The sequence below is a fragment of the Microbacterium festucae genome (assembly GCF_025421715.1).
GTDB classification, from domain to species: Bacteria; Actinomycetota; Actinomycetes; order Actinomycetales; family Microbacteriaceae; genus Microbacterium; species Microbacterium festucae.
In genome coordinates, this window is the sequence record NZ_JAOEFC010000003.1 from 91,496 (window position 1) to 104,996 (window position 13,501).

At 73.6% G+C, this 13,501-nt stretch carries 12 protein-coding genes; 9 read left to right on the plus strand and 3 right to left on the minus strand.

Annotated features, from left to right (window positions below; genetic code table 11):
• Positions 1 to 115: 115 nt before the first annotated feature.
• The 4 genes from N3K63_RS10760 to N3K63_RS10775 all read left to right on the plus strand — a co-directional run bounded on the left by N3K63_RS10760 (position 116) and on the right by N3K63_RS10775 (position 4,086).
• Positions 116 to 487 (plus strand): PLDc N-terminal domain-containing protein, encoded by a 372-nt coding sequence (locus N3K63_RS10760; protein WP_261580175.1) that lies wholly within the window; start codon positions 116 to 118, stop codon positions 485 to 487.
• Positions 487 to 2,292, plus strand: a complete 1,806-nt coding sequence (gene menD, locus N3K63_RS10765; protein WP_261580176.1) for a 2-succinyl-5-enolpyruvyl-6-hydroxy-3-cyclohexene-1-carboxylic-acid synthase — start codon at positions 487 to 489, stop codon at positions 2,290 to 2,292. The genes N3K63_RS10760 and menD overlap by 1 nt, the downstream gene beginning before the upstream one ends.
• Before the next feature lie 67 nt (positions 2,293 to 2,359).
• Positions 2,360 to 3,226, plus strand: a complete 867-nt coding sequence (locus N3K63_RS10770; protein WP_261580177.1) for an alpha/beta hydrolase family protein — start codon at positions 2,360 to 2,362, stop codon at positions 3,224 to 3,226.
• Entirely contained in the window at positions 3,223 to 4,086 is an 864-nt protein-coding gene (locus tag N3K63_RS10775; RefSeq protein WP_261580178.1) for a PPK2 family polyphosphate kinase, read from the plus strand. The genes N3K63_RS10770 and N3K63_RS10775 overlap by 4 nt, the downstream gene beginning before the upstream one ends.
• Positions 4,087 to 4,242: 156 nt before the next feature.
• Here the strand turns inward: N3K63_RS10775 and N3K63_RS10780 are convergent, their stop codons facing one another.
• Positions 4,243 to 5,595, minus strand: coding sequence for an isochorismate synthase (locus N3K63_RS10780; RefSeq protein ID WP_261580179.1), 1,353 nt, complete (start codon positions 5,593 to 5,595; stop codon positions 4,243 to 4,245).
• A 23-nt stretch (positions 5,596 to 5,618) separates the two neighbouring features.
• Between N3K63_RS10780 and N3K63_RS10785 the strand changes: the two genes are divergently transcribed.
• The 5 genes from N3K63_RS10785 to N3K63_RS10805 all read left to right on the plus strand — a co-directional run bounded on the left by N3K63_RS10785 (position 5,619) and on the right by N3K63_RS10805 (position 10,832).
• Positions 5,619 to 6,209: a hypothetical protein gene (locus tag N3K63_RS10785; protein ID WP_261580180.1), complete on the plus strand. Its 591-nt coding sequence runs from the start codon at positions 5,619 to 5,621 to the stop codon at positions 6,207 to 6,209.
• Positions 6,199 to 6,921 carry a bifunctional demethylmenaquinone methyltransferase/2-methoxy-6-polyprenyl-1,4-benzoquinol methylase UbiE gene (ubiE, locus tag N3K63_RS10790; protein WP_261580181.1) on the plus strand — a complete coding sequence of 241 codons (723 nt, stop codon included), beginning with the start codon at positions 6,199 to 6,201 and terminating at the stop codon, positions 6,919 to 6,921. The genes N3K63_RS10785 and ubiE overlap by 11 nt, the downstream gene beginning before the upstream one ends.
• A gap of 43 nt (positions 6,922 to 6,964) precedes the next feature.
• Complete coding sequence (locus N3K63_RS10795) at positions 6,965 to 8,026, plus strand: polyprenyl synthetase family protein (RefSeq protein WP_261580182.1); 1,062 nt, start codon at positions 6,965 to 6,967, stop codon at positions 8,024 to 8,026.
• Positions 8,027 to 8,066: 40 nt separating this feature from the next.
• Positions 8,067 to 9,440, plus strand: a complete 1,374-nt coding sequence (locus tag N3K63_RS10800; RefSeq protein WP_261580183.1) for an FAD-dependent oxidoreductase — start codon at positions 8,067 to 8,069, stop codon at positions 9,438 to 9,440.
• 426 nt (positions 9,441 to 9,866) lie between these two features.
• Positions 9,867 to 10,832: an alpha/beta hydrolase gene (locus N3K63_RS10805; protein ID WP_261580185.1), complete on the plus strand. Its 966-nt coding sequence runs from the start codon at positions 9,867 to 9,869 to the stop codon at positions 10,830 to 10,832.
• 63 nt (positions 10,833 to 10,895) lie between these two features.
• Here the strand turns inward: N3K63_RS10805 and N3K63_RS10810 are convergent, their stop codons facing one another.
• On the minus strand, positions 10,896 to 11,285 hold the full coding sequence (locus N3K63_RS10810; protein WP_261580186.1) for a hypothetical protein: 390 nt from the start codon (positions 11,283 to 11,285) through the stop codon (positions 10,896 to 10,898).
• Positions 11,286 to 11,299: 14 nt separating this feature from the next.
• The gene (locus tag N3K63_RS10815) at positions 11,300 to 13,477 is read right to left on the minus strand and encodes an FAD/NAD(P)-binding protein (protein ID WP_261580187.1); all 2,178 of its coding nucleotides are present in this window, start codon (positions 13,475 to 13,477) and stop codon (positions 11,300 to 11,302) included.
• Positions 13,478 to 13,501: the final 24 nt, after the last annotated feature.

Sequence of the window (13,501 nt, forward strand, 5' to 3'; positions counted from 1 at the left end):
CGCGCACCCCCGCGCGCCCGGCGGATGCCGTTCCCGCGCACCCCCGCGCGCCTGGCAGGCCCCGTTCCGCGCACCCCCGCGCCTGGCAGGCCCGCAGCGCGCCTAGGATGGAGCCGTGGCGCGTGTGTATCTCATCTTGGCGCTGCTGGCGATCACGTTCTGGGTCTACAGCATCGTCGACTGCGCGTTGCAGCCGCCCACCCGCCACCGCGGGGTGAGCAAGCCGGTGTGGGTGCTCATCGTCGTGCTGCTGCCGGTCGTCGGCGGCATCCTCTGGTTCGTCATCGGCCGCTCGTCGCGTCGGGTCGCGCCGGTCTACCGCGCCCCCGACGACGACCCCGACTTCCTCGGCACGATCGGCTCGGTCTCCGACCAGGACGAGCGCATCCGCCGCCTCGAGGAGGAGCTGGCCGCCCTCGACGCCGAAGACGAAGACCCGCGCACGCCTCCCGCGACCGGCGACGACGACCGGCCCACCCGCAGCTGATGTCGGCGACGCCTGATCCCGGGCGCGCGCCGGCGACCGACGCCGCGGCGGCGCTGCTGGGGCGCCTCGTCGAGCTGGGCGTGCGGCATCTGGTGGTGAGTCCCGGCTCGCGTTCGCAGGCGCTCGCACTGGTGGCCGCCGAGCTCGATGCCCGCGGGCTGGCGCGGGTGCACGTGCGCATCGACGAGCGCGTCGCCGCCTACACGGCGCTCGGCATCGGCCGCGAGACGGGGATGCCGGCGGCCCTCATCTGCACGTCGGGCACCGCCGCGGCCAACTACCTGCCCGCCGCCCTCGAAGCCCACCACTCCGGCGTGCCGCTGCTGCTGCTCACGGCCGATCGTCCGCCTGAGCTGCGCGGCGTCGGCGCGAACCAGACCACCCGCCAGCCCGGCATGTTCGCGCCGAACATGCGCCTGGAGGCCGACCTCCCCGTGCCCGACGAGGTCGATGCCGACGGCACCGGCGAGGCCTCGGGAATGCTGCGCACCGTCGCTGCGGATGCCGTGGCCGCCGCGCTGGGCGCCGGCACCCGCCCCGCCGGCCCGGTGCACGTCAACGTGCCGCTGCGCGAGCCGCTGGCGGGGGTGCTGCCGCCGTGGCTGGGCGCACCGGCGACGGCGCTGACGGCGCCGGAGCCTTCGCTCGACGAGGTCGCCGACCCGCTCGTCGAGCCCGAGCCGTCGGGCGCGCTCTACCAGGGCGGCGGCGGCATCGGCGAGGCCGACGTCCCCGCCGACCCCGAGAGCGACCCCTTCGTGCTCGAGCGCGGCCCCCGCACGATCGTCGTCGCCGGGGCCGATGCCGGCCCGGCCGCCGAAGCGCTCGCCCACGCCGGCGGGTGGCCGCTGGTCGCCGAGATCGTCAGCGGCGCCCGCTTCGGCCGCAACATCGTGCACGGCTACCGTGCGCTGCTGTCCGACCCCGAGCTGGGCGGACGGGTCGAGCGTGCGGTCGTCTTCGGCCACCCGACCCTCAGCCGCGAGATCGTGCGGCTGCTCTCCCGCAGCGACGTCGAGGTGCTGGCGGTGCGCGGGCCGGGCGAGCCGCTCAACCTGAACGATGCGACCATCGCCGTCGATGAGGTCGTCGCCGCCGTCGGCCCCGCCGACCGCGACTGGTTCGGCGACTGGATGCGCGCCTCGCGCGCGGCATCCGTCGATCTCAGCCCCGCCGCCCCCGACGGCGCGGGGCTCGCCTCCGCCGACCCGCAGGCGCGTCTCGGGGCGATCGCCGCCGAGCTCGGCGCGATCCGCGCACCGATCGACCGTGCTGCGCTCGTGGATGCCGTGTGGCGGGCGACCTGGCCGCACGACCGGCTGCTGTTCGCGTCGTCGCGCCTGGTGCGCGTGGCCGACGAGCTGCTCGGCGGCAAGAAGGTGCCGGTGCACTCCAACCGCGGGCTGGCCGGCATCGACGGCACCGTGGCCACCGGCATGGGCATCGCGATCGCCAGCCAGGAGCGCGGCGCCCCCGGCGTCACGCGCGTGCTCATCGGCGACGTGGCCTTCCTGCACGACGTCGGCGCCCTGCTGCTGCCGCCCGACGAGACGGCTCCGCGCATCCAGGTGATCGTCGGCAACGATCACGGCGGCACGATCTTCGACGGACTCGAGGTGGCGCAGGTCGCCCCGCCGGCCGCGATGGACCGCGTGCTGTACACCCCGCAGGCCGTGCAGCTGGAGCCGCTGGCCCGCGCCTACGGCTGGGAGTACGTCAGCGTCACCGGTCGCGCCGCCCTCGACCAGGCCCTCACCGGTCAGGTCGCCGGGCGCCAGCTCATCGAGGTCGTGCTCGACCGCTGAGCCCGCGAGTCGCCCAGGGGCCGATCGACCTCTCGCCCGCGCGGCGCCGCGGCCCTAGAATCGGCGGATGCCCGAGGTCATCGTCGACCCGTCGCGCCCCCGCTGGGACGGCGACGGCGCCCGCCCGATCCGTGTCACCGTCTGGGAACCGCCCGGTGACGGCCCGCATCCGGTGGTGCTGCTCTCGCACGGCACCGGCGGACGCGTGAGCGACCTCGCCTGGCTGGCCGAGCCGCTCGCCGCCGACGGCATCCTCGTGGCGGGCGTCGACCACCACGGCAACACGGCCGCCGAGCCCGCCTATCTGCCCGAGGGGTTCGCGCTCGTGTGGGAGCGACCCCGCGACCTCTCGTTCCTGCTCGGGCATCTGCTCGCCACGCGGGGCGATGTGGATGCCGGTCGCGTCGGCGTCGCGGGCTTCTCGCTCGGCGGCTACACGGCGATGGCGCTGCTCGGCGCCCGCATCGACCCCTACGTCGCCACGGCCGTGCTGACCGGGGAGGCACCGCTGCCGCCGCTGCCCGAGTTCCCCGATCTCATCGCGAGCCTGCACGAGCGCGCCCCGGTGCCCGAGCTGCTCGCCCACGCGCGCGACGGATCGGTGTCGCTGCGCGACGACCGCGTACGCGGGGCGTTCGCCATCGCGCCGTCGATCGGACCGCTGGTCGAGACCGCGAGCCTCGGCGAGATCACGGCGCCCCTCATGCTGTGGTGGGGCGACGCCGACGACAACGCCGTGCCGGCCGACAACGCGCGGCGCTACCTCGACGCGGTGCCGACGGCATCCGGTCGCAGCCTCGGTCCCGAGGTCGGCCACTACGAGTTCCTCGGTGCGTCCGCCGACCCGCACCGCGCGCGCGATCGGGTCGCCGCCGACGCCACGGCGTTCTTCGCCGGGCTCTTCGCCGCCGGAGACGGCAGGATGGGCGCATGACCGCACGAAGCCAGAAGGACTGGACCGCCGACCCCGCCGTGCTGCTGCGCGTGGGCGAGGGTTTCCGACTCGACGACGTCGACCCGCACGCGACCCCCGGGTACGACCACGGCAAGAAGCACGCCGCCGCCGACCTCGAGGCCGGCGCCGCGCAGTTCGACGAGCTGCAGGAGCGGCTGTTCGCGCAGAGCCGCGAGAACCCCGACGCCCCGTCGCTGCTGCTCGTGCTGCAGGCGATGGACTCGGCCGGGAAGGGCGGGATCGTCCGCCACGTCATCGGCGCGACCGACCCGCAGGGCATCCACCTCAAGGCGTTCAAGAAGCCCTCCGACGAAGAGCTCGCCCATGACTTCCTGTGGCGCATCGAGAAGGAGGTGCCCAAGGCCGGGTACATCGGGGTGTTCGACCGGTCGCACTACGAGGATGTGCTGATCGGGCGGGTGCGCTCACTGGCATCCGACGAAGAGATCGAGCGGCGCTACGGCGCGATCGTCGACTTCGAGAAGCGACTGACGGATGCCGGTGTGCACATCGTCAAGGTGATGCTGCACATCTCGCACGACGAGCAGAAGGCGCGCCTCATGGAGCGGCTCGACCGCGCCGACAAGCACTGGAAGTACAACCCGGGCGATGTCGACGAGCGCAAGCTCTGGCCCGACTACATGGCCGCCTACCAGACCGTGTTCGAGCGCACCTCCACCGACCACGCGCCGTGGTTCGTGGTGCCGGCCGACCACAAGTGGTACGCGCGGCTGGCGGTGCAGGCACTGCTGCTGGATGCCCTCGAAGGCATCGACCCGCAGTGGCCGGTCGCGTCGTTCGACGTCGCGGCCGAGCGGGCCCGGCTCGCCGCCACCTGAGATCGGGGTCTCGACGTGCGGCATCCGCAGGGTTGAGACCGCGTGTTGCGACCCCGATTCTGCGCACGCGCGAAATCGGGGTCCCGACAGGTGGCATCCGAGTGGCTGAGGCCGCGTGCTGCGACCCCGATTCGCCCAGGGCGCGAGGCGATGGGGTCAGGCCAGGGCGTCGACGATGGGCCGGAACTTCACCCGGGTCTCGAGCAGCTCGGCTTCGGGGTTGCTGCCGGCGACGATGCCCGCGCCGGCATGCGCCGTGAACGGGATGCGGTCGGCGGCGTCCGCCCCGGCGGTGCGGAGGTCGAACTGCGCGCAGCGCAGCGCGATCGCCCACTCGCCGTCGCCGTGGCCGTCGATCCAGCCCACCGGGCCGGCGTAGTAGCCGCGGTCGAAGGGCTCCAGCTCGTCGATGAGGGCGAGGGCGGCCGGGGTCGGGGTGCCGGCGACCGCGGCGGTCGGGTGCAGGGCACTGACGAGATCGAGCGCCGACCCGGCATCGGCGAGTGTGCCCTCGACGTCGGTGGCCAGGTGCCACACGTTGGGCAGCTTCAGCATGAACGGCTGCTCCTGCGCGACGATCGCGCTGGTGTGCGGGCGCAGCGAGGCGAGCACGCTCTGCACCGCGTACTCGTGCTCGTCGAGGTCTTTCGCGCTGGTGGCCAGGGCGACCGAGGCTGCGGTGTCGGCGTCGGCGTCGGCGCCGCGGGCGATCGTGCCGGCGAGCACGCGCGCGGTGACCGTGCCGCCCGAGACGGTCACGAGAGTCTCGGGGCTCGCCCCGATGAGGCCGTCGTAGGCGTAGGTCCACGTGTCGGGGTACCCGGATGCCAGGGCGCGCACGAGCCGGCGCAGGTCGGAGCCCGCCGGGATCGAGCCGACGAGGTCGCGCGCCAGCACGACCTTCTCCACCGTGCCCGCGGAGATGGCATCGAGCGCGGCGCGCACGGAGGCCTGATACCCCTCGGGGCTCTGCGTGCCCGGCGCGATGGTCGGCGCCCAGTAGGTGCCGTAGGGGGTCGGCTGGGGGGCTGCGGGGGCGAGGGCGTCGGGCGCGGCGGCGTCGAGATCCCGCGCGGCGGCGTCGGGCTCGGGCGCGCCGGGCTCAAGAGCCCCCGACTCAGGAGCATCGAGCCGGCTGATGCGGGTGACCCAGTGGCGGTCGCCGCGACGACCGATGACGATGCTCGGGATCGTCAGGCGCGCGGTGCGCGCTGACCCGGACGCGAACGGCAGCGCGCCGAAGGCGATGAGGCCGGTGCCCGGCAGCCCGATCGGGTCGTCGACCTCGGCGGCGTCGGCCACGCCGCGCCACCAGTCGGCGATCTCGGAGATCGGCGCGCCAGGAGTGCCCGCGTACTCGTGGATCGGGTCGCACCCCACCAGCACGTCGCCGCGACGCGACCAGACCGTCGGATCCGCCGGCGAAGCGAACTCGAGCATGTCGTCGACGGCATCCGTCTCTCGGGTGACGACGCGCAGACGCAGGGGGGCGAGCGGCGAACGGGTCACCGCTCCAGCCTAGACTCGCAGGTGTGACCACTCGCCCCGCCGCCGGAACCGCGCTCGAGTTCCGTTGGCGCAAGTGGGACGGCTCGCCCCACTGGGTGCACGAGTGCGTGTACCTCGGCTCCGACCGCTGGGGCGACTGGTTCGGCCAGCGCGTCGGCATGCGCAGCGCCCGCACCGGCCGCGAGATGATCGTCGAGCACCCCAACGTCAGCCTGCTGCCGCCGTCGGGTGAATGGGTGCTGACGATGAACGACACCGGGCACCGCACCCGCGTCTACATCGACCTCGCGTGGGATGCCGTCTGGGACGGCGCCGAACCCACCGGCATCGACATGGACCTCGACGTCATCGACCAGCAGCCCCGCGGCATCTGGATCGACGACCGCGACGAGTGGGACGAGCACCGCGTCGCCTTCGGGTACCCGCTCGACATCGTCGCCCGGCTCGAAGAGGTCGCCGTCGACCTGGAGCGCCGCGTCACCGCCCACGAGGCGCCGTTCGACCCCCGCACCGCCGCGCACTGGCTCGACGTGCTCGCACGTCTCGCGCCCGAGGCCCCCGCATCCACCACCCCTGTTACCGCTTCCGAGGAGGCATCCGCCGATGGCCGCTGACGACAACCGAGCCGACCTGCACAAGGATGCCGCACGCGTGAGCGGCATGTTCGACGAGGTCGCCGAGGCGTACGACCGCACCAACACCGTGCTGAGCCTGGGCAACGACCAGCTGTGGCGCATCGCCACGACGCGCGCCGTCGCCCCCAAGCCCGGTCAGCGCGTGCTCGACCTGGCCGCCGGCACCGGTGCCAGCTCGGTGAGCCTCGCCCGCAGCGGCGCCGACGTGGTCGCCGCCGACTTCTCGCCGGGCATGCTCGCCGAGGGGCGCCGCCGCCACGGCGACCTGCCCAACCTCTCCTTCGTCGAGGCCGACGCGACCGCGTTGCCCTTCGATGACGATTCGTTCGACGCCGTGACGATCTCGTTCGGGCTGCGCAACGTGAACGAGCCGAAGAAGGCGCTCGCCGAGATGCTGCGGGTCACCGCCCCCGGCGGCAAGCTCGTCATCTGCGAGTTCTCCCACCCGCAGAACCGCACCTTCGCGTCGCTGTACCGGTTCTACAACGACCGGGTGCTGCCCGTGGTCGCCAAGACCGTCAGCTCCAACTCGCCCGCCTACGACTACCTCAACGAGTCGATCCAGGACTGGCCCGACCAGCGCACCCTGTCGGGCTGGATCCGCGAGTCGGGCTGGGGCGAGGTCGCCCACCGCGACCTGACCTTCGGCATCGTCGCGCTGCACCGTGCCCGCAAGCCCCTCGCCGTCTGAGCGGGGCACGTCCGCTCCCCGGCTGTCCCGGTAGGCTGTGACGGTGACTGCGAGCCCCTCCGCGCCCGGCGCGCGCCTGACTGCGAACCTCGGTCTGACCGAGCGTGTTCTCGCGGGCCCGCGCATGCGCAAGCTGCTCGCGATCGTCGAGGAGGGCCTCGACCGCGTCGAGGAGAACCTCGCCGCCGAGCTGCGCGTCACCGATGCGCTGGCCGACTCCACGACCCGCTACCTCTATGAGGCCGGCGGCAAGCGGGTGCGTCCCATGCTCACCCTCCTCACCGCGCAGCTGGGCACCGGCGTGACCGACCAGGTCATCGCGGGAGCCACGGCCCTGGAGATGACCCACCTCGGCTCGCTCTACCACGACGACGTCATGGACGGCGCCGACAAGCGCCGCGGCGTTCCGAGCGCCCACGTCGTCTGGGGCAACAGCGTCGCCATCCTCACCGGCGACCTGCTCTTCTCGCGCGCCAGCCAGCTCATGGCCCAGATCGGCGAACGGGCCATCCGTCTGCAGGCCGACACGTTCGAGCGGCTCGTGCTCGGCCAGATGCACGAGACCGTCGGCGCCCAGGGCGGCGACGACCCCGTCGACTTCTACCTGCAGGTGCTCGCCGACAAGACGGGGTCGCTCATCGCGGCATCCGCGCAGGCCGGCGTGCTGTTCTCCGACGCGCCCGCCGAGCTCGAGGCGCCGCTGCTGGCCTACGGCGAGCGGATGGGCATCGCCTTCCAGCTGCTCGACGACGTGATCGACCTCTCCAGCGACCCCGCCGAGACCGGCAAGGTGCCCGGCACCGACCTGCGGGCTGGTGTGCCCACCATGCCCTACCTGCTGCTCGCGCGCGCCGCCGACCCGGCATCCCGCGCCCTCAAGGCCACCATCGACGACGGCGTCGCCCGCATCGCCGACGGCGCCGACCCGGCCATCCTCGACGAGGCGATGACGCAGCTGCGCGACCACGCCGTCACCGAGGCCACGCGCACCCGCGCCTACGAGTGGTCGGATGCCGCGATCGCCGCGCTCGCACCGCTGCCGCACGGCGCCGTGCGCGACGCGCTCGAGAAGCTCGCCCACGTGGTCGTCGACCGGTCCAGCTGACCGCGCGCCCACGCACCGCCCCACCGAAGGAAGCACTCCCATGACCAAGCTCAGGCTGGCCATCGTCGGCGCCGGACCCGCCGGCATCTACGCCGCGGACATCCTGCTGAAGGCCGAGCGCAAGTTCGACGTGTCGATCGACCTGTTCGACCACCTGCCCGCCCCGTACGGGCTGGTGCGCTACGGCGTCGCCCCCGATCACCCGCGCATCAAGGGCATCATCAACGCCCTGCGCGACGTGCTCGACCGCGGCGACATCCGCATCTTCGGCGGCGTGCGCTTCGGCGAGGACATCACCCTCGACGACCTCAAGCAGCACTACAACGCGGTCATCTTCGCCACCGGCGCGATCCGCGACGCCGACCTCGACATCCCCGGCATCGACGCGATCGGCTCGTTCGGCGCGGCCGGCTTCGTCAGCTGGTACGACGGGCACCCCGACTTCCCCCGCGAGTGGCCGCTGGATGCGGCATCCGTGGCTGTCGTCGGCGTCGGCAACGTCGCCCTCGACGTGGCCCGCGTGCTCGCCAAGCACGTCGAAGACCTCATGCCCACCGAGATCCCCGCCAACGTGCAGGCCGGTCTCGAGGCGTCGCAGATCACCGACGTGCACGTGTTCGGTCGCCGCGGCCCCGCCCAGGTGAAGTTCACGCCGCTCGAGCTGCGCGAACTCGGCGAGCTGCGCGACGTCGACATGGTCGTCTACGACGAGGACTTCGACTACGACGAGGCCTCCAAGGCCGCGGTCACCTCCAACAAGCAGGTCATGGTCATCGACCGCGTGCTGCAGTCGTGGCGCAAGCGGCCGTCGGTCAACGGCGAGGGCGGCGAGGCCTCGCGCCGGCTGCACCTGCACTTCTACGCCAAGCCCGTCGAGATCGAGACCGACGACACCGGACGCGCCAGCGCCATCGTCTACGAGCGCACCAAGCCCGACGGCCAGGGCGGAGTCGTCGGCACCGGCGAGCTGCGCCGCATCGAGGTGCAGCAGGTCTACCGCGCCGTCGGCTACTTCGGTTCGCCGCTGCCCGGCGTGCCCTTCGACAAGAAGCACGGCGTCATCCCCAACCACGAGGGACAGGTGCTGCACAAGGACTCCAACGAGCGCGTGCCCGGCGTCTACGCCACCGGCTGGATCAAGCGCGGCCCCGTCGGCCTCATCGGCCACACGAAGTCGGATGCCATGGAGACCATCAGCCACCTGATCAACGATCAGGGGTCGTGGTGGACCCCCGCCGACCCGTCGCCCGAGGCCATCACGCGCCTGCTCTCCGAGCGCGGCGTGCGCTGGACCGACCTCGACGGGTGGCACCGCCTCGACCAGCACGAGGTCGCCCTCGGCGAGCCGCACGGCCGCGCCCGCATCAAGCTCGTCGAGCGCGACGAGATGGTCCGCGTCTCCCGCGGGGAGTAGGGGCCCCGGGGGTCTCGGGGGCGGGGGCTTCCGGGCTTGGGCTCTGGGCCCTTTGGGTTGTTGCCCCCCCCAGGTCGAGTGTCCAAGACACGCGGCATCGGCGTGACGGCATCCGCGTGTCTTGGACACTCGGCGGGGTGTAGGCGACGCGGGGCGTCAGGAGCGCTCAGGGTGCGGGGCGTAGGCAGCGCGGGGCGGCGCGTGCTCGGGGTGCGCAGTGCGCGGGGTCTCGTTCCCTCCGGGTGGCCGGTGGTCTGGCTCGACCCACAGGTCGAGTGTCCAAGACACGCGGCATCGGCGCGACGGCATCCGCGTGTCTTGGACACTCGGCGGGGTGGCAGCACGAGGTGCAGGGAAGCACGAGGCGCGGGGCGCCGGGCGGAGCACCGGAGTGCGGGGGTGCGGGGGCGGCCGTAGGCTGGCGTCATGTCTGACGGCTGGGGTCCCGATGTGCTGGGGGCGCCGTTCGAGCAGCGCACCCTCGACCTCGGGACGGATGCCGAAGGGCCGGTCGTCGCGACGCTCGTGCGCTCGGTGGCGCGGGGCATCGCGGCGCTGACCGGTCCGCTGCGCGACGTCGACGTGCTGCACGTGCACGGCTGGTCGGATGCCTTCTTCCAGACCGACCTCGCGCGGTTCTGGAACACCCTCGGCGCGCGGTTCTTCGCGCTCGACCTGCGCAAGTACGGGCGCAGCATCCGCCCCGGGCAGACCCCCGGCTACATCGCCTCGCTCGACCAGTACGACGACGACATCGCCGCGGCCCGCGCGGTGATGGGAGACGGCCGGCGGCTGGTGCTGCTGGGCCACTCCACCGGAGGGTTGACGCTCACGCTGTGGGCGTCGCGGCATCCGGGTGCGGCGGCGGCACTCGTGCTCAACAGTCCCTGGCTCGAACTGCAGGTCGGCGGCTTCGGGCGGCAGGCGCTCGCGCCGCTCATCCAGGCGCGCGCCCGCTTCGACCCGCTGGGCGCGCACCCCGACGTCGACCTCGGCTTCTACACGCGCGCGCAGCGGGAGCTCGGCACGCTGCCCGACATCCCCGACGGCTGGCGCCCCGAGCGCGGGTTTGCCACGCATCCCGGCTGGCTGGCGGCCGTCGTCGCCGGACAGGCGAAGATCGCCGGGGGAGTGGATGCCGGTGCGCCGGTGCTCACGTTGCTCTCGACCGGCTGGACGCCCCCGCTGCAGTGGACGCCCGCGATGACGCAGACCGATTCGGTGCTCGTCGTCGACGACATCGCCCGCGCGGCCACGCGTATCGGCACCGATGTGACCCTCTCGCGCATTCCGGGCGCGATCCACGACGTGTTCCTGTCGGCGCCGCAGCCGCGCTCCACCGCCTACGCGGCCATGCGGCGGTGGGCCACCCGCGGTGCCCTCGCGCGCTGACGACCCGCGGATGCCAGGGGCCGCGCCCCCGCCGGGCTCAGCGCCCGGCGACCCCGTGCCGGGTCAGCGCCCGGCGACCCAGCGCGCGAACTCGTCGACGCGCGCGTCGTCGGGCACGGCAACACCCGTCTGGGAGAACCGCTGGCGCAACACGCGCACGATCTCGTCGTGGTCGGCGCCGGCGAGGTCTTGACGGGTCTGCTTCACGATGCCGTCGATCTTCTCGTCGTCGGTCGCGTTGTTCTGCGACATCGCCGGCACGTTCTGCTCGGCGTCGCCGGCGGCCTGCTGCTGCGCGCCGCTGACGGTGAGGGTGTCGCGGCCGCCGTCCTGCCCGTAGTGGTCGGGGTCGCCGGTCGCGGCCGCGGTCGTCTCGTCACCGGACGGCGCGGGGGTCGCGACCGCGTCGGGCGTCTCGGGGGAGTCGGCGGGGTCGTTCTGGTGCTCGGTCATGGCGAGTCCTTTCCTCACACCAGAGTCTGGGCGCGATCGCCGCGTCGGGTGAGCCCCTTGACGTGGCGGACTTCCGCCTCCCGCTGCCCCGCATCCGCGTGTTCGGCACCCACGGCCACCGGACCCCCCGGCACCGCCTCCGACCGACCCGCAGCCCTCGACTCGGCACCCACCGGCACCGCCCCCGCCCCCGCACGCCCACCCGCGACCGCATCCACGGCCTCGGCGACGGCACCGGCGATGCGGTCGGTCTGCCGCAGCGACAGCGAATCGGCGCGGGGGCGGGTGAATGCGCCCGCCTCGGTGAGCGAGGTGAACGGTCCGATCGCGAAGAGCCGGTCGTGCGGGGTGCCGTCGGGGCCGCGGACGCGTCCGCTGTCGTCGACGTCGATGCGGCCGAGCGATCCGCGGAACTGCGCGTCGGCGACCTGCAGTTCGCGGCCGTGCCGCAGGGCGAGTTCGCGCAGCACCAGGTTGTCGCTGACGGCCGCCCCCGACCCGGGCAGCCACGCGTCGACGAGGTATCCGGCGGTGACCTCGCCCGGCACGCGCGGTGAGGCGGCGACGAACCCGCGGTCGGGATCGAGCCGCACCGTGACGTCGGGCCCGAGAAAGCGCACCACTCCGGCGCGGGCGAGCGCGAGCAGCTCTTCGAGGCGGTGGGCGGGCGGTCCCGAGGCGACGTAGCTGAAGAACGTGTGCCAGGTGACGGGAAGGTCCACAGCCCGCGACCGCGCGCTCCAGCGCTCGGTCGGGATCTCGGCGAGCGCCATGAACGACAGCAGCACGGTGAGAAACAGCGCCTGCGCGGTGCTGCGCTCGGCCTGGGTGCGCAGCACCAGGTCGTCGCCGATGTGCCGACGGATGCGGTCGTGCACGGCATCGGCATCGGCGAACACCTCGTCGCCGAGCGGGCGGTCGAGGGCCGGCACGTCGAAGCGGTCGAGCGGATCGGGGACGACGGCGGCCACGGCACGGCGGAGGGCCTCGACGTCGCCCGCGGTCTCGCGCAGAACGGGGCGGAACTGCTCCCACGTCACATCCACCCGCGTGGGGTGCCCGGTGAACAGCTCGCGGTAGTGCCCCCAGACGAGCTCCTGCGCGATGAGCGGCCAGACGTCGACGGCGAAGTCGATCGTGCCGGGCCGAGCCAGCAGCGCAGCGATCGCCTCGGCGGTGAGCACCTCGCGCGCCGGCGGATCGCCCTGGATCGTCGACGACACCTTCGAGCGGTAGGGCACGCCGCGACGCGACCCGAGGTGCAGGCGCGGCTCGCGGCCCGACGGCGCGTAGTGCAGCGTGCCGTCGGCGGCGGGGGAGAACCGCCCGCCGCGGCCTTCGGCCAGCAGCACGATGGCATCGACGGCAGCCAGCCCCATCCCGCGCACGATCACGTCGCCGCCGGCCGGCAGGGCGCTGAGGTCGGCGTCGGCGGTGAAGGCGGGCGGCACATAGGTGAGGCCGGCGCGCGCGGCCGCGGCGATCAGCTCGCGGGTCTGCCCCTCCGGTTCCCGTCCGTTGTGCCCGACGGCGTACACGACGAGGTCGGCGGGCAGCCGGATGCCGTCGTCGACGGCCACCGTGAACCGTGCGGCCCCGCCCGGCCGCTGCCCCTCATCGGCCCAACTCGACCCCGCCCCGCCAGTCCCGCCCGCCCCGCCCGCACCCCGGCCGCCGGCATCCGCCGATTCGGTCACCCCGCGGACGGTGCCCCGGTGCCAGCGCACCACGACGCCGTCGGGCGCGGCGGCGACGGTGGTGCGCCAGAACCAGTCGAGGTAGCAGCTGTGCAGGCGTCGGGTGGGGAAGCTGTCGCCGCGCAGCTGGGCGAGCTCGGCCGCGATGCCCGGGTCGTCGATCACGGCTCCGGGGAGCGCGCCGCCGCGCACGAGCTCTGCCCATTCGATGAGCGACGGACCGGGGCGCACCGGCCCGTCGATGGTGGAGGTCTCGTCGGTGAAGACGGTGACGTCGCGCGCCATCGAGTTGAGCTTCAACAGCGGCGACTGCTCGCGCCGCCAGATGCGGCCGGCGCCGGGCGGGTGCGGGTCGACGAGCGTGATGTGCAGGGCCCCGGTGTGCGGGGTGCGGCGGGCCAGCAGGCGCTCGAGCAGCATGACGGCGCGCGGACCCGCGCCCACCACCACCAGGCGCACCGGCGCCTGCGCACCGGCACCCCCGCGGCCGCTCACACCCGGCCCCGCCGACCTCACGCC